This is a genomic window from Rhizobium sp. WYCCWR 11152, assembly GCF_013087615.1.
Taxonomy (GTDB): Bacteria; Pseudomonadota; Alphaproteobacteria; order Rhizobiales; family Rhizobiaceae; genus Rhizobium; species Rhizobium indicum.
Genome location: NZ_JABFCP010000038.1, coordinates 1 through 23,436, shown reverse-complemented (window position 1 = coordinate 23,436; position 23,436 = coordinate 1). Strand labels below are relative to the sequence as shown.

Sequence of the window (23,436 nt, the reverse complement as noted above, 5' to 3'; positions counted from 1 at the left end):
TGCCGCCAAGCTTGCGGTTTGCCGCGGCATTGCCGGCGCCAGCGGACGAAGCCTGGTTGGAAATCAGCGTGACTTCCATGTCGGTCTTCAGTTCCTGGCCCTTCTTGGCGATTTCGCGGGCCATTTCCGACTTGCGACCGGCCTTGGACACAACGTCCTGAGTGCCGGAGATCGAGATACGCTTGTCGGAGATCTGGCAGTAGTTGCCGACGCGGACGGTCGGAACGACGGGCTGGAAGACCCAGTCATTGCCTTCCGGCTGGTTGTTGTTCGGGTCGGGGTTGGCGAGAGCGTCCGTCTGCCATTCCGGATGAACGCCTTCCACCGACTTCTTGCCGATCATCGAGAGAAAGGGCGTTTCGTCGGGGGTGATGAGATAGATCTGGTCCGCGAGGGTCTCGCGATTGCCTACCGCATCGTAGGTTTCGAAGGTGTTTGATGGCTGTGCCATTGGCTGTGTCCTTTAGAGGAGGGCTTCGATTGCTCGGGCGGCAGCGTCGATGCTGCCGGACTTGCGAAGGCTCTCGAAACGGCCTTGGCGGTCTCTTTCCTGGATCGTCTGCGGGGCCATGCGCTGTTGCTGAACAAGCTTCGGCTTGGCCACGACCTGCTTTTGCACGGTTGCGGCTTTGGCTTTCAGCTTCTGATAGGCGATGGCGTCGTGAAGGATCTGCATATATCGGGCGTCGGCAATCTGGCTCACCTCTTCCGGGGTGACGCCGTAGACCTTGCCGCCGATTTCAGAGATGTCCTTCTTGAAGGCTTCCCGCTTCCCGTCATCCTTGAGATGCGGGAGCTTCTGAACGAGCAACTGCTTCTGCGTGGCCATGTACTCGGCTACTTCGGCATCCCGCTGCTCGGTCGTCTTCTGTTCTTCCTGCTGCTTTTGCTGCGCCAGGGAGTTCAGCATCTTCATGCGCTCTTGGTAGTGCGCCATGTCCTCGATGTACCCGACAGGGTCATTCGGATCGTATGATGGCTCCTTCGGAACGATCAGATGCCAGTTTTCCAGGATAAATTCGCGCTTCTGGCGGATTTCGTTTTCCGCTTCGCTCACCTTCCGCTGATGTTCTTCATGCAGGGCAATGCGCTCTGCCTTCAGATCCTCAGTTTTCTTGGTGAAAACACGCTGGAACATGTGGTTGGTCTTGAGATCGGCGATGCTTATCGTCGTGCCGTCTTCCAGGGTCACCGTTGCGGTGTCTGGGACGGCCGCCGGGGCAACGGGCTCCGTGGTCTCAGTCTCGCCCTCATTTCCATCGTCAAGTGCCGACAACAGTGCGTCGTCTTCGTCGCCCGCAGGCGGTTCGATGACTTCGGCTGCCGGTTTCGCCTTTGCATCTTCGACGCTGTCCGTATCCGGGACGTCTCCAAGAAGATTCTCAATGGCACTTACACCCTCGTCGAAAGACATCGACACAGGGGATGCGTCTACGGACCCGCTCGGGGCTGTCGTATCAGACATGGGTTATGTTCCTTGGTTTGGCTTAGACGGCCTTGAAGGCTCGTTTTTGCTGAGACGATTGGATCATCGCCTGCATCTCATCCGGGAAGACGTCGCAAACCTTGGCGTACACCTGCAGGGTGAGAATGAGTGTCTTGTCGTCGGCATTCGTGTTGACGAGCTGCTCGACGGCCGATTTGCGGATGCGTGCAAGCACCTCCAAGAAGACCGGATCTTTGGCGAGGCGCTCGGCTTCCTTGGCGAGAAATTCCTTGTCCATCAGCCAGGCTCTCCACCGGTTCGAACATCAGACGACACGGTTGCATCGTCGTTTTTCTGTCCCATCTCCGCCAATTCACGCTTCAACTGCAATTCAGCAATGAGCTGTTCACGCTTGAGGCTGATTTCGGCGATGAACTGCTCCTGCTTCAACTGGAACTCCATCTGCATCTTCTGCATCTGCATTTGCGCATCCTGCTGCATCTTCTCGCGCTCAAGCTGGATGTTCGCCTCGTTCTGCATGGCGGTCATCTGAAGCGTGGACTGCTGGTCTTGCTGCTTGAGCTGAAGCTCAGCCTGCGACTTCTGAACATCGGCCTGAAGCTTGGCCTGCTGCACCTGAACCTCTGGTGGCGGCTGCTGCGAAGCCTGCTCGGCCATCTGCTTGATCTTCTCAAGGTCTGCTTCGCCTATATCGGGATAGAACGAATCCGCATTCTTGATGCCGGCAGCCTCGACGATCTTGACCAGGGTCTTCCTGATCTTCGGCATCATCTCGATTGCCTTGTCGGCTAGACCACCCGCCTGGAAGCGATCGGTAATGGCTATCTGGCTTGCGAGGATGTTGTTCAGCATCGACATGTCGCGGTCGCGTGAGCCCGTGCCGAGGCCGACGTTGATCTGCGCGTCCATCGTGGCGTTCCACTGGCGCGGGTCCATCTCCACCCACTCGTCGCGCAGGCGTATCATCCTCGGGCGATCCTGGTGCTTGACGATCAGCTTCAGAACCTTGGCGAATACCTTCTTCCATCCCAATTCCGCTTGGTTGCGGGCGATAAGCTCGACCTGGGAATAAGCGCTGTCGTGCTGGTTCTGGTTGGCCGTCGCCGTCTGGTTCTGCAGCGTCTCTGGATCAAGCGCCATCGTTGCGCGGGAAACGCCCGTGCGCATCTCAATGACCTGATCCATGAAGCCGAGGGTGGCGAGCGCGTCCTGCAGGATCGAGGGCGTTACCGTATAGCCGACGGGCGCCGATTGCGGCTTGCGAAGAATAACCCCGCCGACGCTCGGGTTGACCAGCTCATCCATGTTGATGACTGTGCCGACCTCGATGTCCTTCTGCGGGTTGTTGACCTGATAGGCGTTGTTGAGAAGCTGGCGCCCTACCGACGTCTTGATCTGCTGAACGTCCATGACGTCGCCAGCCAGAGAACGCGATGTAAAGCGATGCGGGACAGGCTCGCAAGGAATCTGCGTAAAGGGAGAGTCGTCGTCCCACACTTCCCAATCAAGAAGTTCGCCAGCACCAGAAGCGCCAGCATAATAAGCCAGTACCGTTTCTGCGATGCCGTCGCCATTCACATCCGCCTTGATGTAGCATTCGTAAAGCTCGATGCGGTCCATCGACGGGTCGCCGTTGGCGTTACCGAACTGATAGGGATCGCGGGCATTGGCCTCAGGCGATAGCCTGGACGATGAGAAGTTATACCGCGGCAGGCTTTCGACGATCTCCTTGTCAAAGCCCATCTCTATAAGCTTCGAGCGGGTGACATGCGGATCGCGATGCGCCGTAAAGCGTGCCTCTTCGATCGTGATGGATTCGCGATCCTTGAGGAAGTTCTCAGGCTCGACGGTCTCCATGACGAGCCGGCCCTTGGAGGTGACGCGCTTGATCTTGACGTCATAGAGCGGGATGATGACCGGTTGCCCCGTATTTGGGTCGATGTCGGTGTAGGGCTCGCCTTCCTTCTGCGAGACGATCTCGACGTCCGGATCCTCAAGCAGCATGGCGAGGCTCTGGTCATCGAGCCCGCTATGGACGGAGTATTCGCACTCCTCGCTGTCGTCCCAATAGGTCTTGACGATGCCGTCCGCCTGGAGAAGGCTGTCATGCGTGGCATCCCACATGATGCGATAGCCGTTGTTGTCCTTCCAGAAGACATAGTTGGCATAGTCAGATGCCTGGTCGGTGAACTGCTCGTCACCAGGCTTTGTCGGCTCGTAGTCGACGATGCGATCGGAGGCAGTGAACACGCGGATGATGCCGGGCAGTACCCAGCCGATCACGTCGGCAACGTCTCGGCTCTTGAACTCGCTCCATCCTTCCTGATGCGGCGTGTCCGGCATCTGGCCGTTGTAATAGTTGATGGCACGAACGCGCTCGTCCACGACTTCGGTGGACATGAACACCTCTGCATCGCTGATCTCGGAAGCGATGAGGGCCTTGAGGTCAACCTCATCTATCTTCTTTGCGCGCTTTGCCATTCAGACAGCCCCAATTCTTTTTGGTATGGGCTTCGAAACGACATACCAGCGCATATCGTACCCTTGCTCCTTAAGGAGACCCCACGTTGCCTTCCCAGGCAGGATGATCGGGATCTGGCCAGACGGCGTTGCCCAATCGTGGATGTCCGTCTTCTCTGGCATATCAACGCCGCCTGCTTTCACAGCGCTCTCAAAAGCCATTCAGACTATTCCCTTATTGCGGCTGACTGGCATCGTAAAAGCTACCTCTGGAACGTAACCGTCCGTAAACGTGATGAACCCATCGGCGCCATGCGAGTGCTCGTCATGACGAGGATGGCCACGCCAGACCCCGAGCTTGTCATCCCAATCGCGGCTGTAGTTTTCGAGATGGACAATACCGACCGAACATTCCGCCTCATCGAAGCAGCACGACGGCAGCTTCATGCGGACGCCGTGGATGGCGTTGATCTTGTCCGGGTTGCGCTCGACGGTGGTGAAGATGAAGCCGAGACTTGCCGCCATCGTCTTGATTGTCTCTGCCCTGCCCGAGGTTGCCGTCTGCCGGCGGTGATCGACGTCATGAGGGGCATAGTGAACGCCCCATCTTGCATTGCGCTGCGCGGCCCACTTATCGAGCCAGTTGAAATAGTGCCCGAGGCCCATGCCGCTGTCTTCGAAGTAGCCGACGAAGCGATGCTCACCGGCCACGAGCTGATGCAGCCAGATCGTTTGCGTATCCCCCATGCCGAAATCCCAGAAGGTATTGACCGGGATGCCTGGCACATATGGAAAGACGCCAATCTTGCCGCGCTGCCTGAGCGCTCGCATGTCCTTGCCGAAGTAGGCGCCCTCTTTGGCGGCCTTGAACGCTTCGTCTGGCGTGGATGGGTATTCCTTCCACATATCGTCGCCCTGCTCGACGCTCTTTGCCGCGTACCACCACTTTTGCTCGTTGGTGAGGACGATGCCGTGCTCTTCCTCAAGGGCGCCGAAGTATTTGACGTTCTCCGCGGTGAGCATGTGAGGCTCGGAGACCTGATAGGTCGCGTCCTGCCACCAGGCGAAGAAGTGGAACCGGTATTCCAGTTCGCCCAACTCCTTGCCCTTGTCGAGCAGCGCGCGGGCTTGTTCCGTCTTGGTGTAGAAGTCGCCGGCCTGACCTTCAGCCGTGCTTTCGATGAAGACGAGCTGCTGAGACGCGATGGTGTTCAGCGTGCCCGACTTGATTTCCTTCGCCTTGTCTGGATGCTTGGCGCAGATCTTGCCGTATTCCGAGATGTGAACGAGGTTCTTCGTGCCGGATCGAAGCGAGACGCCGACCTCGACACCAGAACCATTGCCAAACTCAATCTCATATGCGTTGTCCGTCTTGATCGGGACGACGGCCTTGATTTCTTCCGGCATGCGTTGATAAGCGAAGCGGATGCGCTTGAGCAGGTTCTTCGCGTTGTCGATCGTGTCGGCTACAAGGCCGGCGGCGAAATGATCGTTGAAGATGCAGCAGTCCAGCGCCAGGATCAGGATGAACGTCGAGAAGCCCATTTGGCGGGCTTTGAGGATGATGTTCAGATAATGCAGATCATCGAGAAGCTTTGTCTGCGCTTCGTTCAGCTCGAACAGCACGACATTGCCGCGCTTGTCTTCGATGTAGTAGAGATGGTTGAGGCGCCAGCGCCGATCGGACCACTGGTCGATCAGCTCCTTACTTAGTGCGGGTGCGCCCATTGACCGCGTCCATGAGGTCTTTCACGCTGTTGCCGACTTCGTGTGTGACGCTCGATTCCATCGCAACCGATGAAAGGTCAGGCAACACTTTGTTCAGCAAAGTCTTTGCGCAACTGACTTGTTGGGCGTCGAGAACGATTTCGCCCATCACGCAAGACTGCATTCTGTTGATGATCTGCGCTGCCTGGATCTTGGCGCGGGTCTGATCATCGTGTCTGATTTTGGTGGTGCGGGCTGGCATTTTAGTTGTCCGCTACCACAAGGCAACCATGGCAGTCGCCGTCGACGTGTCATCAATCCGAACCGTGCGGATCGGTAGGACAGTGCCGGCTAGGACGCCAGTGAATGTCACCTCGGTTCCATCAGCACTGACAGCAACAACGTTGCCTGCTCCACCGACGAAAACAGCGCGCGTCCTGAACAAGAGTTCATTGCTGGCGTGAGGAGTGATGGCGGCGAAGTTGCCGGCCGGGTCGATGACGTTGCTGGTCTTGTTGGCAAGATCGATGGCGGCCATATGGATTTCTCCTGAAGTTCGAAGATCAGAGGTGCCCGGTGCTGACGCCGATCAACGGCAGGGCGCGCAGAATGATGATGATCACCGCAATCGCGATGACGAGGTATTCGGCCCACGACTTGAAGGGCTCCTCGATCATGGGAGCGCGGCGGATGAGGAAGACGACCAGACTGGCGATGAAGCCAACGATCAGGATCGTGATCAGAAGACCGATGAGACCAGATGCCATGTCAGTTTCTCCTGATTTGGAATATTATTTCTACTGGCCCGTGAGACCTTGGCATTCCGCGATAGGATTTTTCTATTCACTCTCGCCAAAAACGACGATCCGTTTCGCCCGCTCCATGAGAACAAGCGTTTCGCCAGCGTTGGCATTGCCAGAAATCCACGTCGAGCCGTCTTCAAGCTGCCCGAGAACCGCGATAGTCGTGAACGGCATGCCCTTTGCGGCCTCAAGGATGGCGTCTGCTTCGAAGCGGAAGCCTTCGCCGACTTCGATCAGTTCAAGCTTGACGACGTTGCTCACAGCGCTCTCCACAAGTCTTCACCTGGCGGCTGGTACGTCTGGCAAGATGAAGCCGCGAACAGCAGCAACGCGATCAGCCCCACTACCATGAGGATGAGGGCGACTCTTTCGCCGTGAGGGGTCATGACGCGTCTTCGTCGAGATACTGAGCAGGCGTTGAATTGAGAGGCGTGCGCTCGCGTTTGATCTCGCCGGTTTTGATGGCGTGCTCATAGGCTTGCTGTTCGGCGATGAGGGCATCGAGACGAGCCTGCTGAGCAGCGGAGATGAGCTTCTTGCCTGCTTTGGTCATCCCACTATCTCCGGGCCTTAGGCGAGCAACTCGCGAAACCACTTAACGTACTTGTCAAGCTCAGCTCCGGCGTCGGCCGCGTCGACGAACTCCTGCGCTGCTGTCTTGAATTCTTCGAGCAGGCCGGCGCTCGGTAGATCGATGGCTGGTGAGTTGACTTGGCCGAACAGGTGTTCAGAGGCCATGTCCAAGTTCCGTGCCTTGTTAGTCACGAGCGCGTAATCGGTGCGTTCCATCGGCGGTCTCCAAATGGAATTGTGCGAGCGGCCCAGCCTCACAGGTGGAACTGCCAATACGAAGGCGGCCAACATCACCACCAATTCAAACGTGGTGGGCTGGGTATTGCAGGCCCTCCAGGCCCTCTTGATCCAGTAGGAGAGATGGGCATACCCCGTGAGGAGAACTACCCAAATCCAAAATACGATGACATATGGGATGACGAGGAATACTACCATCATCAAACCCATTATGAAGGCGGCTATCCGCTCCAGCTGGAAGTATCGGCGACGAGAAGGCGAGACTTCCATTGGGAGTAACTGCCAAGGTTAGGTGCCAAGGTACGAATTGTTCGGGGCCGAGATTCTTGCGCCGCTAAAGGCACCATACTGATCGGTTTCGCGTCCCCTACGGCATCTCAGGGTCTTTCACCTACTCTGCCGCCACGCTCCGAGAATCTTACACCGCGCACTGTCGGAAGCGCGTAACGCGGAATGGGTACGGGATGTCCGCGGGCTTTCACCGGATTTTCTGCACCCCTGTGTGCAGACAACTTCCCGATCTGTACGGGAGACGGGACTTTCACCCGTTACGACCAGAGCCCTAAGTCTCCTCGCCGCCGCTATAAGCACTTCCCGATCTTGTTGAGTTATCCCGGAAATTCCGGGCTACTCGAATAGTTGCCCCAGCCTATTTCTAGGCTACCGCTACAAACGGCTGATCGGGCGGGGCTCCCCGTTGGCTCTGCTATGCAGACATTTCCGATGATTGAATATCCCAACCGATAACTGATTTGCGCTCTTGTCGCAAGTCCTTCCGCTTGGCGAAGGCGTTCAATCCCCGCTTAACCCACAGAAGTTGTTGCTCTCCCATGCCGCGAAGGTGTTCATAGTCCATCACTACCAGGTTATGAATCAGCGCGCGCACCTGCGGGCCGTCCTCTAGGCGCAATAGAATGCCGATCGCCTCCATCATCGAATTCGACGCCTTGCGCGCCCTATCCGTGACGCTCTCATTCTGCTCGCCATCATGGCCTTTGACCGAGAAGAGCGATTGCGCGCGTGCGCTCGGGAACGGAATGCCGGTGAGCCGGTGATAGCGGCTGATGATCTCAGCGTATTCGTCCCCGGCCTTGCGCTGGTCTTCGGTGATCCTGCCGTCGAGGAACATGCGGCCGAGGGTGTATCCCGCCAGCTGGCCGCGCACCGTGTCGTCGGTGACCTTCTCGCTCCATCCGTCGATGCGCCGCCTTGCCTCGATGGCGATGCTCATGACCTCCTTCTGCGTCTCGCTGCGCTTGATATCGCCGGACGGATACCGCTCCCCTTCTTTGCGTGGACGGCCGGCGCCGTTCGTCCGCTTTACCTTTATCTTGGATGCCTTGCCGCCCATGTGCTTGGTCCTCGCTATGAAATGATGTGGTTCCTGAATGCCGCCGCGATCAGGTGGATGCTGTTATCCGCTTGGAGCTTCTTCCTTGCGTTCTCGATGTGGTTTCGGATGGTATGCTCTGAAAGGGTGAGGATGCCGGCGATTTCCCATGCCGTCTTGCCGTCCGCCATCCACGTGATCACCTCTTTCTCTCTCGGGGTGACGCGAACCATTGTCACACCCCCTCATCGAGCGGATAGAGTGGCTCTCCAGCTGCTTTCATCGCCTTTATCTTGTGGACAGCATTGAGGACAGTCGTGTGATCACGACCAAATATGTTCCCGACCATCGGCGTCGACATGTCGTCACGCTGGGTGTAGACCTCGTACATCGCGACTTGGCGGGCTCGGACTATGCCCCTGTCGCGCCGTGGCCCCTTGAGTTCCGCGAAGCTGACGCCGGGGAACTTATCCAGCACTTCGATGATGATCGCCTTTACGGGCCTACCCTTCCCGACTGATGACCGCATCTCAGAGGCCAGGCGTTCAAGGCATGAGCGGACGATAGATCGCCACACGCTGACATGGCTGTCGAAATAAACATGATGCCTCTTCCAATCAGGCCAACTTGCCTCATCCACCACCAACTCGACCGGCTCAACCAGAGCCAGTTTGGCCGGCGGGCTGTTCCAGAGCCGCGCATGGGCTGCCTGGTATCTCTGATGCTGCTCTCTCAACGCTCCTGATACACTGTGCATGCCTATTCTGCTGCCTCCTTGTTGTTGTCTACGATTGCCGCGCCCTTTGGCGCATAGACTGCTTGCAACGCCCAAAACCACCGCGCTCCAGCTGGATATTTCCTGCGCTTGACGCCCGTGTAGAACGTGTCTTGGGCTACGTTCTCTTCGATGAGGTGGAGATATTCCTTCTCGACGATCTGCAATTGTCGGCGGGCGTGGTCTATCATTTCACCGTCGCCAGTCTGATGAGGTTAGAGACGCGCCGATCGCTCGATGTCTCCCAAGCCTCGTTGTTGCGCTGGACTGCCCGAGCGAGATACTCTTCGCGGGTTTCCTGATGCGGCATGGGGTTGTGCGGGTCGCTGAAGTTCTTGCCCTTCGTCACCCATTCGGCTTTGAAGCCCTGCCAGCCTCGGTTCAGATGCTCCTCTGCGGCAGCGACGGCGTTCCCGGTGGCTTCATACTCCCGGAGTAGGGCCTTCGCTCCACGGGCCGTCAGTGGGCATTTCTTGCCGCGGCGATGCGCCAAGATGTCCTTGGCGAGATCCTCACCGAGCGTAGGGCTAAGGATTTCCATAATTTCCTTGGTCATTTCACAATCTCCACATCAATGCCGAGCAGGCCCTTCATCATCTTGCGTTTGAGCTTGCCGACGGGCGTGTCGAAGCCCTTCACATCGATGCAGCGGAAGCGGCCGGCGGGGTTATCCCAGAAGCAGAAATCTGCGCGGAACGTCGCCATCAGCGTGCCGTTGTTGCCGAGGAGGGCGAACGGGCGCTGCATCTCGACGCCGGTCACCTCGCCTTCCTTCTCGCGGATCTTTAGCTCGGAGTAATAGGCGGCCTCTCGCTTGCTATCGAAGGTGATGCCGTCCAGCATCGTCTTCGTGGCGCCGTACTTGGACCGCTTGGGCTTGGCGAGGAGGGCGCGGGCTTCCTGTCGTGACAGATTGATCTGGGTCATCTGCGCCCCCTCGCCTTCTTCGGCTCGATGTAGGTGACGCGCTCGGCGAAATGCCAATGCTCCTTTGGGATGTCTCGCTCCATGCGCATGGCGTTATAAACGCGCGCTTCGGTCCAGCCTTTGGAGACGCCGCCAAGGTGTTCGGCTATGGCGAGAGTGTCCATTCCTTGTCGGAAGAGATCGATGCATCTCGGTTGGTTCGTCATTCTCGCCGTCCCTCGCGTCTAGATGGTGGGTGGGTTAGGCTGCGGCTTCCTGCGGCGCCGGCAGACGGGCAAAATCTGGAATACCAAGAATTTTGTCGTCGAAGCGCATCGGCATGAAGACGCCGAATATGTGCCGAACACCGGACCACCGGATAATCGTTGGCGCGCCACCAGATTGCTTTTGAATGATGAAGGCTGGCGATGCACCAGGGATCGTCTTCGTGATCTCCTGGCCGAGGGCGCCGAACTGTTTCAGGTAAGCGGCGTTGAAAGCCACGCCTATCGTTCCGGCAGGCTCGTCGGACATATCCGGTACGACCTTGCGCCAGTCTGGGAAAGTGCCATCGATCAAAACGTCATAGACAGTCAGGACGTCCGAAAACTCGCCAGAGGAGTTTATCTGCGAAATCTTCGCATTGCCGCTGCCTTCATGATCGATCTCGATCGTGCGAGAAGATCCCTTAACCGGCCGGTGCTTGCATTCCTGGAGCGCATATTTCGGCAGCTTGACGATGATCTTCTCTTCGCAGTGGCCGTTTTCATCATAGGCAACGAGAAGGCGATGCCCGTCAGTCGCGACCAGCAACGCGCCCTTCTCTGGGTGCGGCTCGATCGATACGCCATTGAGATAGTACCTCGTCTCTTCCCTGCTTACCGTCGTCCAGATGAGACGAAAAAGATTTGCATCAACCGTCGTTTTCATCGTCATTTCCCTTCGTTGTTGTGGTCAGACCCGATGATCCAATCTGCCCAGGTGATCCGCTTACCGGCGACCTTCCGCCAGTGCTTCGCCAGCCATCCCCGCATCGAAGGCGGCAATCTTTTCGTCCAGCGAAGCCAGACGGGTACGGAGTTCTCTTTGTTCACGCACGTGCTCCTCGATTAGCGCGGCCTTCAGGGCTTCCATCTCTTCACTGTCGATCCGGCGAGCTGTTCCCTCCCAGATCGACCTGACACGCCGAAGCGTGAATTGCTTTCGAACGCGACGGCTGATGAACTTGTGGGCTTCATAGAAAGCGCTCTCGACTTTCCCGTACCGCCGTGGCGGGAACGCGTCTCTCAAGAGGCCCTGGGCCATACATACGTCACTCATGCCCTTCTTCCTGTTTGGTTTGGTCGTGTCGTTGTTCGACAAGCCAGTGTTTTCGTTTGCCAGCACCTTGACGATCTCCTGTGCAAAATTGCCCTTGTTCACGGAGCCCACACAGAGATGTCGAAGCACATTCACATTGCTAACGGAGAGACCCAAGGCCTTGCAGGGCCTTATGAGGCCTCTCCGTCGCGGCCCGCCGGGGTTACCCAGGAACCTGTAATTCTAGTATTCAGCCAGCGCCCCGCCGCCCGGTTCGCTTTGGCTGATGCGATGGAGCCCGATGAGGGTTTCGAGTCCTTGGGCTCCATCGCCGTTCGATTGGTCAGCGAGTGGTCGCGACCGAGATTGAAGCTGGCGCCGTCAGGGAGGACAGACGACGCCAGCGCCCGCTAGCACTCAATCAAGAGGGGTGAGAGGCTGCCGGGGTTCGAAAGGGTGCGCTCAAGACGAGAGGCGAGGAAATCTTCAACCTCTCCTTCGTCGTCGACGCTGGGGTAATTGAGTTCGAGATTGCGCTTCAGGAGCTTGCCGAGGGCGCAGGAGAAGGCCAGAGCTGCGATTGATGCCAACACGTACGTCATATCGTGAACCTCTCCAGGATTTCGTTGTTGATCTGCTTCAGCGCTGCAAAAACGGCGGGGAAGTCTTCGATCGGGATGGCAATAATTGGCTGCTCTGGGTGACCGTCGACCGACTTGGCGATTACGACGTGTTGGTTGTAAGCGACAATGAGATCACGAACGCCGGGAACACAGGACTTGATGATTTGCTCGCTCATGCGTCGAGATCCTGAATGAAGCGTAGGGCCTGCTCTTTGGTGAGCTTCTTGGCTTTGCCGGAGGCGCGGGCCGTGATGGTAATGAACCCAACAAGCGCCCCAACCCACTGCATGGCTGGGCTATCGAGAGCGATGCCAATGCCGATCAGCGAGACGAAAAGCGCCAGCGTCGATGCATCACGCGCCCAGCTTTGGAAGACGGATTCCGTGATGACGATGAACTGCGTGGGTTGTTTCTCACTCATGCCCGCTCTCCTGTGCATGGCGATGGGGAGGGGCGATGATCTCGGCTGTGACGCGAAGGATCGTCCCTGGCGGGAAATCTTTGGCGAAAGCTTTGAAGCCGGGGCCGTGCGCGAAGCCGCTGAAACCCTTTTCCTTGCCCCAGTACAGGCCTTGGGAATGCTTGATTACCTTCACCTCGTCGACCGTCTTGCAATTGTCGGAAGACAGAACCTCATCGGGCTGCGAATGACGAACGCACTTCCACTTGCCGTTTCCGTAGCGCACATACAGGTCGATGGAGTGTTTGCGATTGTCTGCCTCGTAGCGGGCAAACTCATTGCATCCTGGGTGACCGCAGGTAACGCGAACGATGGATTTGCTCATGCCGCGCTCTCCTGCGACCGTTCCTGGGGAGTGGTGGTGGATGGAGGGGTTGGGAGAGGCATCCAATGAGTGAATTGGTCAGGCGAGAGGCATCCGCATCCGTTCGCGCGGTCGCCTGCGTCACGCCACCCGTCCATGCGAAGGTGATGCCATTGACCATCTTCCCCACAGTTCACAGGGTCGACTTCAGCGCCGAGAAGCCAACGGCAGTTCACTTGCCGATGCTTAAACTTGGAGTTCCAGAGATCGACAACGGTCCCGTCCTTTGGCGCGGTTTCGATGGGAAACCACACGCTAAAATCTGCCTCTTCGTAGTGGCCGGAAGCCATCTGCGGCTTGAACATGGCATCGCGGAGATTCTGCCTCTCTATGAGAAGCCAATCTATCTCGTCTTTGTAGCGGTTGATCGTTTTGAAAAACGAACGCCGCTCAGCCAAGATGGCGTTGGCAATTGCATTGATCGCCGACGCTCTCATGCCTTCAGTGCCGCCGTCAGTTTTGCCGTCCAAGAAGAGAAAACTATCCAGCACCTCTTCTGCCTTTATGAGGGTCATCGTGGGTATAGTGTCCCTGCTCATGCTTGCGCCCTCTCCTGGTCGACGAGCTTTGCCTGATGAACCGGGGCGCTAGAAAGCCAGTCCGCCGGCAATTTCCGCAGGTTCTCGTTCGCGAGGGCCTTCCTCTGTTTCTTGGGAATGGCATGAATTTGGGTGTAGAGGGACGTAAGCCCACCGTTGCGTTTGATCCTGCCGGAGAACAAAATCTCCGCTGCAGTCCAATAGTCGTCTTCGCTAGCGAGCATCGATGTCTTGATGCCGCGCGATCCGAGCAGCGCCTTGAGCGCTTCCGTTGCCGCGAAGTTATTGCCGGCCAGCCGTTGCCCGCGCTTGATCAGGAACTCTTCGAGGCGCCCAAGGAGCTTGGCGCCGTTCTTGTCGGAACGGTCGCTGAAGTCGAAGCCTCCGAAGTGCGTCAGCTGCGCGTCGGGAAGATCGAAGGCGACGTTTACCGCGGCCCAATACTTCGTGAAGTTGTCGTCGTTGAAGTTGACGTTCTGGAAGCGCAGCCGCTTGGCGCACAAAGGATATGCAGAGACGTTGATCATGCCGCGCTCTCCTTGTGTGAGACTAGGTCAGACAGAGAAATCTTCCCGCCCGTCGCCTCGCTGATCTGCTTGAGACGGCTGGTCGTCGTGCCCTCCCCAGCCATGATCCGATACAACTGCATTCGGCTCGTCTTCGCTTTGATTGCGAAGGCGGTAAGGCTCTCGCCTTCCTTCTGCAGATACTTCATGAGGGGGTGCTGATCTGTGTTCATGGCTCGTTGTAACACCGGATGAAACAGAAATCAAATGAAATCTGTCACAGGGGGCGTGACCACGCGTGACAAAGAGCGTGGTATATTTTTCTTATGGCTGAACGGACGTATTCCAAGACCTACATCAAAGAATGGCGCGAATATCGCGGCCTGTCGCTCCGGCGCTTGGCCGACCGGCTGGAGCTCGACGGCCCAGACGAGACCTTGTCTCATTCCAGCATCGGCCGCATTGAGAACGGCCAGCAGCCTTACTCGCAGCCGATCCTTGAAGCCTTGGCGTCAGCACTCAATGTCAGTGTCACTGATCTCCTGTCGGTCGACCCAACCAAAGAAGGCGAGGTCGTCGACTTGGTGAGGCTGATCAATCAGAATAATAATAGGGAGCTGGCTGTCCGGCTGCTAAAGTCCCTCACCGGGACGGACGGTTAGGCTTGGGGCTTGACCTCACGGTAAAACAGAACGAACTCGTTCATACCGTCGAACTGAACCTTCCACCGATATCCGTGCTTTTCGCGAAGGGCGTCGGCCAGGGCCTTAGCGTGGACCTCGCAAGCGTCTTCTCGCATGGAGCGTGCTGGCACAATAGCTACAACCGATCCCGCTGCCATGCCTTGGAGAAGTGTTCTTCTTTTCATTTTTTTCCATCCTCGATTAGCTCGGGGATATTACATCTCAGGCTAGAATTTTAGATATCGTTGTTTTTGCATTTAATTAGCATGGTTCACGGCCAGTTTAGATATTTGCACTGCACCATGGCCTGATTTGAAACGTTGGTTTTTAGAACAGTTTAGGCAATAAGTATCAATAAGACGGAGGGTGAGGTTATCACATCTATCCCGTCTTCTTCCATCGTGTAGGCATGTAGTCTTGGACACTAGCGCTTTATCGACCAGGCTGAATCCCGAAAGCCCTCGGGGTATCTTAGGGTCCCTGCACACCCGGTTAGTCGGCATTCGCGCCGGACCTCACCACATTCTTCGTTTATCGTCTGACATTGCCAGCCAGACAGGGCCGTCTTAGTGCCCGCGCTTCCTTCCACATGCTGTCCATATGCCGGTTAGCCCAAAAGCAGCGTCTCGACACGTAAGCTCCGAAAATTAGAGGCGATCGGCGCCGTTTGGGGAGTTTTTGATTGAACGTCACGCGTTGTTATTGTATAACGTTTTCGTTCTTTGGCGGCGGGCAAACTCTCCAAGCTTAAACCGCTACCAATCAGCCCTCGAAGCATTGAGCCGCTTCGGGGGCTTTCTCTTTTCTGCCACATCGAATCCTTCCCGTCAATAAATCGTCACGCCCGGTGCAACATTTCATTTGACATCTGTCACATGGCGTGAGACAAGAGAGGCACACAAGCAGATGAGGACACGGCCATGCAGCACTTCAACGTCGACCGGCCGACTTCTGCAGCGAACCGAGGAACGACGAAGATGACCGAACATCAAGAAATCTGGTGCCAACCAGCAGATCATCCAAAGAGGCAGTTCCTCGTGATGTTTGATGACCCGCAGATGGACCTAGCCGTCTTCGACAACGAGGAAGAGGCTCGCGCCTTCTGGGAAAAGGCAAATCTCAACTGGACTTGCTACCTCATGGGGACCCTGCCGCGCTCCACATCGACAGATGGAGGCAAATGATGGCCCTCGCTACCCGCATCGCCGCACATATGGAGAGCGCTCCCCCATACACAGCTGACAAGGAACGTCACGTTGAATGGTCCGGCGACGCCTACTCGTTGCTGGATGAGGCTCTCGCGGCCATCCGAGGACAGACGATGACAGACAGCAAGCAGATCGATGACGGCGAAATAAGCACTCTGCTGGATGCAGCGCTGTTAGCAATGAGCCGCTGCGAGCACGATGGAGGTTTTGATCGCGATATCGGCCCAATCGGCTGCAGCCTCAACGACAAGTGCGTTTGCATCGGCGTCTATCCGCTCGTTGCAAAGGCCCGGGCAATCGCCAAGGCAACCGCCTGATCTCCTTCGGCATGGTCCTTCAAGAAAGCAGATAAGGAGCAGAAGACATGACAAAGCATGGAGAGCCGATACGCTTCATCCTCGAAGTCGCCCTTCTTCACACTGGAGACGAGTGCTTGATCTGGCCGTTCGGGAAGAACTCCCACGGCTATGGCAAGGTCTGGATCGACGGCAAGAAGGCCATTGCGTCTCGTTACATCTGCGAGCTTGTGAACGGACCTCCCCCAACTACCGAGCATCAAGCAGGCCACAGTTGCGGCAAAGGACATCTCGGCTGCATCAGCCCAATCCACTTAAAATGGAAAACGCCGGCAGAGAACCAGGCCGATAGGCTGGAGCACGGCACACACAGCCGAGGCGAGCGTAACGGACGAGTCAAGATCACCGAGCCTGAAGCACGCGAAATCCTCGCGCTGAAAGGCGTAGTGCCGCCAAGCAAACTGGCCGAGAGATTCTGTGTGGCGATCCCGACTATCGGCAACATTCACTCCGGCCACACTTGGGCTTGGCTGTCCGAAGAGGCAACCGCCTGACCTTCGGGCCATTTCGAAAGCAGATCAACAGCTCTCAACAGGCAGAGTGAGGAAGACGAGATGACCGACGTACCCTTTGATGCAATCCTTCACATGGACGATCCGAACTTCGCTGAGAAATTGGCTGACGCTATCGGGTTGAAGCCCGGCGATACGCTGGAGATCCATACGCCTCAGTTTGAGCGCGTCGATGGAGTGAAGCCTATCGCGAACCCGGAAGAGCTTTTCGAAAAGCTGCATACGCTCCCCAAGGAAACGCTGAAGCAGATTGGCATGTGCCCATGGGATGAGAACGGCCTCTGGCTCTTCCCGCACCAGTGGTACGGCCACATTCCTCACGGGATGCCCCTCACCTGCATCGACGGGTCGGTCGAACCGTTCGAAGCCGGCGTAACCGATGACGACATGCGCTTCGGTGTTCTCGCTTACGGCATCGTCCCGGACTTCGCCAAAGCCTCCCCCACCCAAGATTAACACCACCCCTTCACCAGCCGAAGACATCGGCGCCGAATAGAGGCAAACGCAGATGGCAGACAGAAATCACCTGATCGAAGTTCTTCATGCCGATGGCCGTTCCGAATGGTTCTGCGGCTGGGATATGCGGAACGAGCCAGACTTCTCGACCGACCGCGACATGGCCGTGAAATACGACCTCACTTTCAATCGGGATGAAGTTCTCACCGACTACGAGCGCCTTTGCGAGATGGGCTTTGACGCTTCGATCGAGACGGCTGGCTTCGTCCGGCTCGACTACAGCGAGAACGCCCGCCTTGAGCATGTCTTCGCTTCGGTGATCGTGCGCGGTGCCACCCTCGTAGCGGCTGAATAGGAGGCTGTCATGAACGCTCAACGCAAGTCAGAACTGGCAATTTTGCACCAGCTCAGCGCCGCCGAAGAGGCAGGCAGCGTGCGCTACGGACTGACCCGCCACCCGGCGATTGCCGTAGCCATCCAAGACCGGACAATCGAGCACCAGATCTGGGCGGAGAAATACGCCGCATATTCTCGGGAGCAGCTCGGGATTTCAGACGGGGATTATATTTATGCGTGAGCCAATGAGCGAGATCGACAACATCATTGACGGGTTTCAGCGCCTGTCTGACGCCGGCTATCTCCGCGATCTGGTTTTCTACGCCAACGATGCGGCCCGGAAGCGTTGCGGCTCCTGCTATTTCTGGATGATGAGCAAGCAATGCCCATCGGAGAAGAACGTCGGCGGCATGAGTCGTGGCCCGAGCATGGATGCATTTCCATGCAGCAAGTTCAAGATCACCGAAACATCAATCTCGATTGCCGCGAAAAAGCGGGCGGAAGCGAATGATTTCGCCAAACGGAAGGGCTTCGGCCTGCCCTTCCCGGAAGGGAGAGTGTCATGAGCCTTTGCCAATTCCGTACCGAGCGTGAATGCGGTTGCCCCGCTGATGCATGCGCCGTTCAGAAGCCCGTCACCCCGGCACCCTTCGTCATTTTCTCATGGCGTTCTCATCTAGCGGCGGTCGTCTTCGGATCTGCTGTCGCTCTCTCAGTCTACTTCGCAATGTCTGCTTGGAACGAGCAGCTTGGGAAGGATGCGAAAATCAATCAGGAGGCTAGCTTCCAATGGAAGCGGTAATGCTCAGAACCCGCGTCGACCAGGCTTTGAAGATCAGGGCCGATGCCCTCCGATATCTTCGCCGCGGCGATCGTTTCAACCACCGCCTGCTGATGAAGGAAGTTCATCTTCCTTTGCTTCAAGCTCGCCAATGGAAGGTAAAACAATGACATACCTTTATCTCGACATCGAAACTATACCAGCGCAGACCGAGGCGGCAAAGCAGAAAATAGCCGCATCCGTCAAGGCTCCTGGCAATCTCAAGAAGGCCGAAAGCATCGCCTCTTGGGAGAAGGAAAGCCGCGCGGCCGCTGTCGACGAGGCCGTTTCCCGCAGCGGGCTTAACGGCGCGTTCGGCCATATCTGCTGCATCGGTTACGCCTTCGACGAAGAGAAGCCGAAGAGCCTGTCCTGGCCGCTAGACTATTCCGACGAGCGTTTATTGCTTTCGGCCTTCGCTGAAGCGATGAGCGGCCAGAACCGCATCCCGACGATCGTGGGGCACAATGTCGCCGCCTTTGACGTTCGCTTCATCTGGCAGCGCGCCATGGTTCTTGGCATCCGCATGCCGGCATGGTTTCCCAAAGATCCGAAGCCATGGAGCCAGGATGTGTTCGACACGATGGCCGCATGGGCCGGAGCCCGAGACACGATCAGCATGAGCAATCTTTGTGATGCGCTCGGCCTTCCCGGCAAAGATGACATTGACGGCTCCATGATCGGCGATCTGTTCGCCAAGGGCGAGTTCGAGCGCATCGATTCCTACTGCCGCGCCGACATCGAGCGCACCCGCGCCATTCACCGCCGCATGCTCGTAGCATTTGGGGAGGCAGCATAATGTCCGATAAAACAGCACTCTGGGACCGCCTTGGCCGCACCGACCCAGCACATACGAAGAAGTTCAAGCGCGCCGGCGGCTTCGAAGGCACCGCGATCAAGCCGATGTGGTCCTACCGGATGATGACCGAGGAGTTCGGTCCATGCGGCAAGGGCTGGGGCATCAATCAGCCGAAGTTCGACGTCGTCCCGGCGACCGAAGGCGAGATCCTTGTCTACTGCACGGTATCTGTTTGGTACGAGACGCACGACCAGATGGCTTTCGGCGTCGGAGGCGACAAGGTTGTCGGCAAGAACAAGTTCGGCCTGTCGACCGACGATGAGGCTTTCAAGAAGGCTTACACGGACGCCGTTACGAATGCCCTGAAAATGATCGGCGTCGGCGCTGATGTTCACATGGGCATGTTCGATGACAGCAAATACGTCAATGCTGTTGCGAAGGAATTTGACGAGGGCAAGAAAGCAGCAGCGGCACCCGCCAAGCAAGACGCGCCAAAGGCGATCACCGCAGCCGATCAGAAGCGCCAGCTGGAAGCGATCAACGACGATTTGCTTGATGCTCATTCCGAAGTCGGCGTGAAGCGCCTCGTCGATATCTGGGCAACGATTGCCGAGCGCGACGGATGGTCATCCGAATACTGGAACGAAGCCCGCCGGCGGTTTGCCGCCAAGCGCGCCTCTTTCGATAAGCCGGTGACAGATGCCGAAGCCCTCCAGCATCCAATGAATGCGTGAGGGGATCATGGCGAAGAGAGCAGAAAAGCCAGTATATGCCTTTATACGCAAGGGGAACGCACTTATCCCCGAGATGGCGTACGACCTGCAGGCGCTAGACGGCGTAGCCCAGGGGCAGCGCGTCCGTGTCGACGTGAAGCAGTGGCGGAACATGGACAGGCTCAGAGCCTATTGGGCGACGCTTCAGGACTGCATTGACGCCACCGGCTGCGCTGTGAGCAAGGAAGCTCTCGACGCCTATATCCGTCCTGCCGTCAACTTCGTCGACACCATACGGCTTGCAAACGGTCACCTCGTAGGTATCCCGCGCGCCATCAATACCCGCGAGTGCGACGAGCCCGAGATGATCGCGTTCTTCCTCGCGGTCGAGGAGCGGCTTGCCAAGGATTTCGGATTCGTCAGCGAGAGGAAGATTGCGGCATGAACGTCTCCCGTCTCATCAAGCGCGCCATCACCGGCTGGCAGTCCTGGCGATCCAAGCGCCGTCTCTATCGGGAACTACCGGCATTGGCATATTTCGACGAAGCCGAGAAGGCTGCTCGTCGGTCGCACGGCAAGATCCGCGACATTCGCAAGGCTCGGGAAGCGTTCATGCGCGATGCGCTGGCAGGGAGGGGTTGATGGCCTACGTGCAGAAAACCAACTTGGAAGATGTAGCCCAGGCTATTCAGAACCTGAAATGGCACGAGATGATCACGATCTCACAATATCTGGCTAGTGTCGAGGCTCCCGACAAGGGTGATCGGGATTTTTGGGCAAGCATCCTGCATGACATGTCGTCCGACATAATGACGGCATACGAAGCTCGCTGCAATGGGGAAGGTTGATGCCACCCCGCATCGAGTTCGACAAGAAGACGCGCGGCATTGCATTCCAGCGATGCGCCGGCAACTGCGAAAATTGCGGCATGCGCCTCAAAGTCGGCGAGGCCGAATACGATCACATCATTCCCTACTACTTCACTCAGGATTCGTCGCTATCGAACTGCCAAGTTTTGTGCGTTCCATGCCATCGGGGCGAAGGCGCAAAGACCGCCGACGATCAGCACGACATATCGAAATCGAAGCGGATATGGCTCAAGCACAACGGCGCCTGGCCGAAGTCAAAAGCGCCGATCCGCGGCGGCGGCTTTCGCAAAACGAGGGACGTTTGATGATCGACCTCCGCATAGTTCGCATCCCACTGGATGACCACATCCTTGCCGTGAGAGCCGCGAAAGCTTTCCTTGAGAAATATTCCGATCGTCGCGGGGTGCGACACGGCGTCTCTTACACGTTTTCTCGATCTGATGGCTCGGAGGCGTGGATCTATGTCTACCGCACTGACAAAACCATGATTGCGAGAGGATAACCGATGACTGACGACACCACCCCTCAACTCTCCCCCTGCCCCTGCGGCGGAAAGCCTATAGCCCTATACGGCCCGAGATCTGTTGTCTTGTGCGAAGACTGCGGGGAAACAATCACCGTGGATACGGCGCCGTTTTTCGCCAATGCCGGCAGCCAGCGGGAATACGAGACGCATAAGACAATGGGCGTTTGGAATGAGCAGATGGGAGGGAATTGAGATGCGCGACCGGAAAGGCATCTACATCGCCAGCAAGACGAAGCATGCTCAACGTTGGCGGTTTTTGCGCGACTATATCGGCGAACCTATTATCTCGACGTGGATCTATGAAGCCGGTGCTGGCGAGAGCGGTGATCTTGCTGATCTGTGGCGTCGGTGCATCCTTGAGGCGTCAACAGCTCAGTTGCTCATTCTATACCGAGAGCCAGACGAAGTTTTGAAGGGCGCTTGGATCGAACTTGGCGCAGCGCTCGCATCCGGGGTGCCCGTGTTCGCCGTCGGCATTGAGGAGTTCACCATCAGCCAAGATGCGCGAATACGTCATTTTCATGACATGAAATCCGCAATCGCCGCATCAAGAGCGCTTCTCTCCGCTAAGGAGCCAACCCCATGACCATAGAGACGGAATTGCAGGCGACGCTGGCTTGGAATGAGGGGGTGGGGAGATGATGGAACCAAGCTTCTCAACGAGCTTCTTGCTCTTCGCCCAATATGGCGGCAAGGCCGTTATCCCGGTCGAGGATGTCTGCCGGGATTATTTCAATCACCTGACGCCTGACAAGTTCCTGCGCAAGGTTGGCGCAGGCGAAATCGCCATTCCTGTTGTCAGGGCTGAGACTTCGCAGAAATGCCAGAAGGGCATCTATCTGCAGGATCTCGCGAATTACCTAGACACCAGACGCGAAGCCGCCCTCAAGGAGTTCCGGCAGCTCCACCGTCAGTAAATTCTTTCATCCATTTCCACCCGGCGTATTTGTCACCAACCTGCCGGATGTGCGTATAGCGCTTGAGACTGTTCCAAGACCGGTGAGCTGAGACGGTCGCGACATGCGGGATATCCCATCCCATTTCGAACAGCCGCGATATCCCTTCGTGGCGCAAGTCGTGGAAATGCAGATCGGCGATGCCCAGAAGCTTGCAAGCCCTTGTGAAATTGGCCGAGATGGCATCTGCCGAATAAGGGAATATCTCTGGCTTCTTCCGCGGCATGCTTTCGATTATCGCCTGAGCCTCAGGCGTCAGATCGCACCAGCGATTATTGCCCTTCTTGCTGCCAGGGTGCTTCATATCCTCGACGAGCACTCGCTTATGATGCGGATCGTAAAACTCCCACTTTATCCGGGTTATCTCGTCCTGCCGGCGCGTGGAAAATAGCGCGAACAGGATAACTTTGACCATCGGCATGGATTGCGGCGTAGAGATGCTGCGATCAGCGAAGTAGGCGAGGATCAGATCCAGTTCCTTAATGGTCGGTCGGCGCGATCTCTCTTCACTCTTGCTTATGATCCCGAGCCGTTTGGTGACCTTGGCCGCGTCTTTGAACTCCTGCTCGTTGAGAGGAATCCCCCACATAGGTTTGGCAATCGCGAAGACAGCGCCCATGTGAGACATGTAGTTAGCGACCGTCTGGGGTTTTCGTTCCTTCGCCTCCTCCTCGTCTTCGGGCACCCACCCGTTGCGCAGATCGGATGCGAAGCTGGCAATGTCGGCGCTGACGATGGAGGAACTAGGCTTGGAAGCGAGCGGGTGCTTTTTGATCAATTCAAGACATTGCGCCTTGGTGCGGCCAATGTCCTTCCGGCTTTCGAGGAGATATTGGTCGATCGCGTCGCTCAACGTTTTGTCGTCGACTTTTATGCGATCCAAAGCGCCAGGCTGGGAAAGCTCTGTTTCGCGCTTCTTGAGCCATGCAGAGGCTGCCGGCTTCCTATCAAATGTTTGCGCCTCAGTGTGAGCGAGCTTGCCATCTCGCTTTATTCTGATTTGCGCAGTATAAGACTTTGAGCCGTCCTTACGACGTCTCTCCGCTATCGTCCCCATTGGTGCTACAAGCCGCCCCCTGATTGCTACGCCGTAGCATAGGCAAGAGACAAATAGGCGGCAATGGGCAAAAACGAGATGGAACGAGACAGCGGTGAAAATATGCAAGCCGTTGT

The 23,436-nt window shown here is 57.0% G+C and carries 44 protein-coding genes; 17 read left to right on the top strand and 27 right to left on the bottom strand.

Features of this window, described 5'->3' with window-relative positions; translation table 11 throughout:
* The 26 genes from G9X67_RS34640 to G9X67_RS34515 all read right to left on the bottom strand — a co-directional run.
* Window positions 1–451, bottom strand: a 451-nt coding sequence (locus tag G9X67_RS34640) for a DUF5309 family protein (protein ID WP_171600799.1), incomplete at its 3' end; no start/stop codon positions are given.
* Between the two features lie 12 nt (window positions 452–463).
* Window positions 464–1,465: a hypothetical protein gene (locus G9X67_RS34635; protein WP_171600798.1), complete on the bottom strand. Its 1,002-nt coding sequence runs from the start codon at window positions 1,463–1,465 to the stop codon at window positions 464–466.
* A 22-nt stretch (window positions 1,466–1,487) separates the two neighbouring features.
* A complete protein-coding gene (locus G9X67_RS34630; RefSeq protein ID WP_171600797.1) occupies window positions 1,488–1,724 on the bottom strand; it encodes a hypothetical protein in 237 nt (78 codons plus the stop codon).
* Window positions 1,724–3,928 (bottom strand): hypothetical protein, encoded by a 2,205-nt coding sequence (locus tag G9X67_RS34625; RefSeq protein WP_171600796.1) that lies wholly within the window; start codon window positions 3,926–3,928, stop codon window positions 1,724–1,726. Before G9X67_RS34625 ends, G9X67_RS34630 begins: the two co-directional genes overlap by 1 nt.
* A gap of 201 nt (window positions 3,929–4,129) precedes the next feature.
* Window positions 4,130–5,635 (bottom strand): terminase, encoded by a 1,506-nt coding sequence (locus G9X67_RS34620; RefSeq protein WP_171600795.1) that lies wholly within the window; start codon window positions 5,633–5,635, stop codon window positions 4,130–4,132.
* On the bottom strand, window positions 5,613–5,876 hold the full coding sequence (locus G9X67_RS34615; protein ID WP_171600794.1) for a hypothetical protein: 264 nt from the start codon (window positions 5,874–5,876) through the stop codon (window positions 5,613–5,615). Before G9X67_RS34615 ends, G9X67_RS34620 begins: the two co-directional genes overlap by 23 nt.
* Before the next feature lie 12 nt (window positions 5,877–5,888).
* Window positions 5,889–6,152 (bottom strand): hypothetical protein, encoded by a 264-nt coding sequence (locus tag G9X67_RS34610; protein WP_171600793.1) that lies wholly within the window; start codon window positions 6,150–6,152, stop codon window positions 5,889–5,891.
* Between the two features lie 25 nt (window positions 6,153–6,177).
* Window positions 6,178–6,381, bottom strand: coding sequence for a hypothetical protein (locus G9X67_RS34605; RefSeq protein WP_171600792.1), 204 nt, complete (start codon window positions 6,379–6,381; stop codon window positions 6,178–6,180).
* A 72-nt stretch (window positions 6,382–6,453) separates the two neighbouring features.
* Complete coding sequence (locus G9X67_RS34600) at window positions 6,454–6,678, bottom strand: hypothetical protein (RefSeq protein WP_171600791.1); 225 nt, start codon at window positions 6,676–6,678, stop codon at window positions 6,454–6,456.
* A gap of 121 nt (window positions 6,679–6,799) precedes the next feature.
* Complete coding sequence (locus G9X67_RS34595) at window positions 6,800–6,970, bottom strand: hypothetical protein (RefSeq protein WP_171600790.1); 171 nt, start codon at window positions 6,968–6,970, stop codon at window positions 6,800–6,802.
* Between the two features lie 17 nt (window positions 6,971–6,987).
* On the bottom strand, window positions 6,988–7,206 hold the full coding sequence (locus G9X67_RS34590; RefSeq protein ID WP_171600789.1) for a hypothetical protein: 219 nt from the start codon (window positions 7,204–7,206) through the stop codon (window positions 6,988–6,990).
* A gap of 727 nt (window positions 7,207–7,933) precedes the next feature.
* Window positions 7,934–8,578, bottom strand: a complete 645-nt coding sequence (locus G9X67_RS34585) for a hypothetical protein (protein ID WP_171600788.1) — start codon at window positions 8,576–8,578, stop codon at window positions 7,934–7,936.
* A gap of 14 nt (window positions 8,579–8,592) precedes the next feature.
* Window positions 8,593–8,790, bottom strand: coding sequence for a helix-turn-helix transcriptional regulator (locus G9X67_RS34580; RefSeq protein ID WP_171600787.1), 198 nt, complete (start codon window positions 8,788–8,790; stop codon window positions 8,593–8,595).
* Window positions 8,791–8,792: 2 nt separating this feature from the next.
* A complete protein-coding gene (locus tag G9X67_RS34575) occupies window positions 8,793–9,314 on the bottom strand; it encodes a helix-turn-helix domain-containing protein (protein WP_171600786.1) in 522 nt (173 codons plus the stop codon).
* 2 nt (window positions 9,315–9,316) lie between these two features.
* Window positions 9,317–9,523, bottom strand: coding sequence for a hypothetical protein (locus tag G9X67_RS34570; protein ID WP_171600785.1), 207 nt, complete (start codon window positions 9,521–9,523; stop codon window positions 9,317–9,319).
* Window positions 9,520–9,888, bottom strand: a complete 369-nt coding sequence (locus G9X67_RS34565) for a hypothetical protein (protein ID WP_171600784.1) — start codon at window positions 9,886–9,888, stop codon at window positions 9,520–9,522. Before G9X67_RS34565 ends, G9X67_RS34570 begins: the two co-directional genes overlap by 4 nt.
* Window positions 9,885–10,259 (bottom strand): DUF1064 domain-containing protein, encoded by a 375-nt coding sequence (locus G9X67_RS34560; protein WP_171600783.1) that lies wholly within the window; start codon window positions 10,257–10,259, stop codon window positions 9,885–9,887. Before G9X67_RS34560 ends, G9X67_RS34565 begins: the two co-directional genes overlap by 4 nt.
* Entirely contained in the window at window positions 10,256–10,465 is a 210-nt protein-coding gene (locus G9X67_RS34555) for a hypothetical protein (RefSeq protein WP_171600782.1), read from the bottom strand. The genes G9X67_RS34560 and G9X67_RS34555 overlap by 4 nt, the downstream gene beginning before the upstream one ends.
* 34 nt (window positions 10,466–10,499) lie before the next feature.
* The gene (locus G9X67_RS34550) at window positions 10,500–11,168 is read right to left on the bottom strand and encodes a hypothetical protein (protein ID WP_171600781.1); all 669 of its coding nucleotides are present in this window, start codon (window positions 11,166–11,168) and stop codon (window positions 10,500–10,502) included.
* Window positions 11,169–11,228: 60 nt separating this feature from the next.
* Window positions 11,229–11,660: a hypothetical protein gene (locus G9X67_RS34545; RefSeq protein ID WP_348649135.1), complete on the bottom strand. Its 432-nt coding sequence runs from the start codon at window positions 11,658–11,660 to the stop codon at window positions 11,229–11,231.
* 287 nt (window positions 11,661–11,947) lie between these two features.
* Window positions 11,948–12,139: a hypothetical protein gene (locus G9X67_RS34540; protein WP_171600780.1), complete on the bottom strand. Its 192-nt coding sequence runs from the start codon at window positions 12,137–12,139 to the stop codon at window positions 11,948–11,950.
* Window positions 12,136–12,336 carry a hypothetical protein gene (locus tag G9X67_RS34535; RefSeq protein WP_171600779.1) on the bottom strand — a complete coding sequence of 67 codons (201 nt, stop codon included), beginning with the start codon at window positions 12,334–12,336 and terminating at the stop codon, window positions 12,136–12,138. The genes G9X67_RS34540 and G9X67_RS34535 overlap by 4 nt, the downstream gene beginning before the upstream one ends.
* On the bottom strand, window positions 12,333–12,581 hold the full coding sequence (locus tag G9X67_RS34530; RefSeq protein ID WP_171600778.1) for a hypothetical protein: 249 nt from the start codon (window positions 12,579–12,581) through the stop codon (window positions 12,333–12,335). The genes G9X67_RS34535 and G9X67_RS34530 overlap by 4 nt, the downstream gene beginning before the upstream one ends.
* Window positions 12,574–12,945, bottom strand: a complete 372-nt coding sequence (locus tag G9X67_RS34525) for a hypothetical protein (RefSeq protein ID WP_171600777.1) — start codon at window positions 12,943–12,945, stop codon at window positions 12,574–12,576. Before G9X67_RS34525 ends, G9X67_RS34530 begins: the two co-directional genes overlap by 8 nt.
* The gene (locus tag G9X67_RS34520; RefSeq protein ID WP_171600776.1) at window positions 12,942–13,499 is read right to left on the bottom strand and encodes a hypothetical protein; all 558 of its coding nucleotides are present in this window, start codon (window positions 13,497–13,499) and stop codon (window positions 12,942–12,944) included. Before G9X67_RS34520 ends, G9X67_RS34525 begins: the two co-directional genes overlap by 4 nt.
* 20 nt (window positions 13,500–13,519) lie before the next feature.
* Entirely contained in the window at window positions 13,520–14,026 is a 507-nt protein-coding gene (locus G9X67_RS34515) for a hypothetical protein (RefSeq protein ID WP_171600775.1), read from the bottom strand.
* Between the two features lie 329 nt (window positions 14,027–14,355).
* Here G9X67_RS34515 and G9X67_RS34510 point away from each other — a divergent pair, with 329 nt between their 5' ends.
* The 17 genes from G9X67_RS34510 to G9X67_RS34430 all read left to right on the top strand — a co-directional run bounded on the left by G9X67_RS34510 (window position 14,356) and on the right by G9X67_RS34430 (window position 22,224).
* Window positions 14,356–14,691 carry a helix-turn-helix transcriptional regulator gene (locus tag G9X67_RS34510; RefSeq protein ID WP_171600774.1) on the top strand — a complete coding sequence of 112 codons (336 nt, stop codon included), beginning with the start codon at window positions 14,356–14,358 and terminating at the stop codon, window positions 14,689–14,691.
* A gap of 941 nt (window positions 14,692–15,632) precedes the next feature.
* Window positions 15,633–15,896: a hypothetical protein gene (locus tag G9X67_RS34505; RefSeq protein ID WP_171600773.1), complete on the top strand. Its 264-nt coding sequence runs from the start codon at window positions 15,633–15,635 to the stop codon at window positions 15,894–15,896.
* Window positions 15,896–16,237 carry a hypothetical protein gene (locus G9X67_RS34500; protein ID WP_171600772.1) on the top strand — a complete coding sequence of 114 codons (342 nt, stop codon included), beginning with the start codon at window positions 15,896–15,898 and terminating at the stop codon, window positions 16,235–16,237. The genes G9X67_RS34505 and G9X67_RS34500 overlap by 1 nt, the downstream gene beginning before the upstream one ends.
* Window positions 16,238–16,284: 47 nt before the next feature.
* The gene (locus tag G9X67_RS34495) at window positions 16,285–16,770 is read left to right on the top strand and encodes a hypothetical protein (protein ID WP_171600771.1); all 486 of its coding nucleotides are present in this window, start codon (window positions 16,285–16,287) and stop codon (window positions 16,768–16,770) included.
* A 60-nt stretch (window positions 16,771–16,830) separates the two neighbouring features.
* Complete coding sequence (locus G9X67_RS34490; protein WP_171600770.1) at window positions 16,831–17,244, top strand: hypothetical protein; 414 nt, start codon at window positions 16,831–16,833, stop codon at window positions 17,242–17,244.
* Between the two features lie 52 nt (window positions 17,245–17,296).
* Window positions 17,297–17,599 (top strand): hypothetical protein, encoded by a 303-nt coding sequence (locus G9X67_RS34485; protein WP_171600769.1) that lies wholly within the window; start codon window positions 17,297–17,299, stop codon window positions 17,597–17,599.
* Between the two features lie 9 nt (window positions 17,600–17,608).
* Window positions 17,609–17,821, top strand: coding sequence for a hypothetical protein (locus tag G9X67_RS34480; protein ID WP_171600768.1), 213 nt, complete (start codon window positions 17,609–17,611; stop codon window positions 17,819–17,821).
* Between the two features lie 4 nt (window positions 17,822–17,825).
* Window positions 17,826–18,146, top strand: a complete 321-nt coding sequence (locus G9X67_RS34475) for a hypothetical protein (protein ID WP_171600767.1) — start codon at window positions 17,826–17,828, stop codon at window positions 18,144–18,146.
* Window positions 18,147–18,369: 223 nt separating this feature from the next.
* Entirely contained in the window at window positions 18,370–18,531 is a 162-nt protein-coding gene (locus G9X67_RS34470; protein ID WP_171600766.1) for a hypothetical protein, read from the top strand.
* Window positions 18,528–19,199: a ribonuclease H-like domain-containing protein gene (locus tag G9X67_RS34465; protein ID WP_171600765.1), complete on the top strand. Its 672-nt coding sequence runs from the start codon at window positions 18,528–18,530 to the stop codon at window positions 19,197–19,199. The genes G9X67_RS34470 and G9X67_RS34465 overlap by 4 nt, the downstream gene beginning before the upstream one ends.
* Window positions 19,199–19,933 carry a hypothetical protein gene (locus G9X67_RS34460; protein ID WP_171600764.1) on the top strand — a complete coding sequence of 245 codons (735 nt, stop codon included), beginning with the start codon at window positions 19,199–19,201 and terminating at the stop codon, window positions 19,931–19,933. The genes G9X67_RS34465 and G9X67_RS34460 overlap by 1 nt, the downstream gene beginning before the upstream one ends.
* Window positions 19,934–19,940: 7 nt before the next feature.
* On the top strand, window positions 19,941–20,357 hold the full coding sequence (locus G9X67_RS34455) for a hypothetical protein (protein WP_171600763.1): 417 nt from the start codon (window positions 19,941–19,943) through the stop codon (window positions 20,355–20,357).
* Window positions 20,354–20,554: a hypothetical protein gene (locus G9X67_RS34450; protein ID WP_171600762.1), complete on the top strand. Its 201-nt coding sequence runs from the start codon at window positions 20,354–20,356 to the stop codon at window positions 20,552–20,554. Before G9X67_RS34455 ends, G9X67_RS34450 begins: the two co-directional genes overlap by 4 nt.
* Window positions 20,554–20,760: a hypothetical protein gene (locus G9X67_RS34445; protein ID WP_171600761.1), complete on the top strand. Its 207-nt coding sequence runs from the start codon at window positions 20,554–20,556 to the stop codon at window positions 20,758–20,760. Before G9X67_RS34450 ends, G9X67_RS34445 begins: the two co-directional genes overlap by 1 nt.
* Window positions 20,760–21,086 (top strand): HNH endonuclease signature motif containing protein, encoded by a 327-nt coding sequence (locus G9X67_RS34440; RefSeq protein WP_171600760.1) that lies wholly within the window; start codon window positions 20,760–20,762, stop codon window positions 21,084–21,086. The genes G9X67_RS34445 and G9X67_RS34440 overlap by 1 nt, the downstream gene beginning before the upstream one ends.
* Window positions 21,087–21,500: 414 nt before the next feature.
* The gene (locus tag G9X67_RS34435) at window positions 21,501–21,893 is read left to right on the top strand and encodes a hypothetical protein (RefSeq protein WP_171600759.1); all 393 of its coding nucleotides are present in this window, start codon (window positions 21,501–21,503) and stop codon (window positions 21,891–21,893) included.
* A 52-nt stretch (window positions 21,894–21,945) separates the two neighbouring features.
* Window positions 21,946–22,224 (top strand): pyocin activator PrtN family protein, encoded by a 279-nt coding sequence (locus G9X67_RS34430; protein ID WP_171600758.1) that lies wholly within the window; start codon window positions 21,946–21,948, stop codon window positions 22,222–22,224.
* Here G9X67_RS34430 and G9X67_RS34425 read toward each other — a convergent pair.
* Window positions 22,193–23,320, bottom strand: a complete 1,128-nt coding sequence (locus G9X67_RS34425) for a site-specific integrase (protein ID WP_171600800.1) — start codon at window positions 23,318–23,320, stop codon at window positions 22,193–22,195. The two genes, G9X67_RS34430 and G9X67_RS34425, sit on opposite strands and share 32 nt — an antisense overlap.
* Window positions 23,321–23,436: the final 116 nt, after the last annotated feature.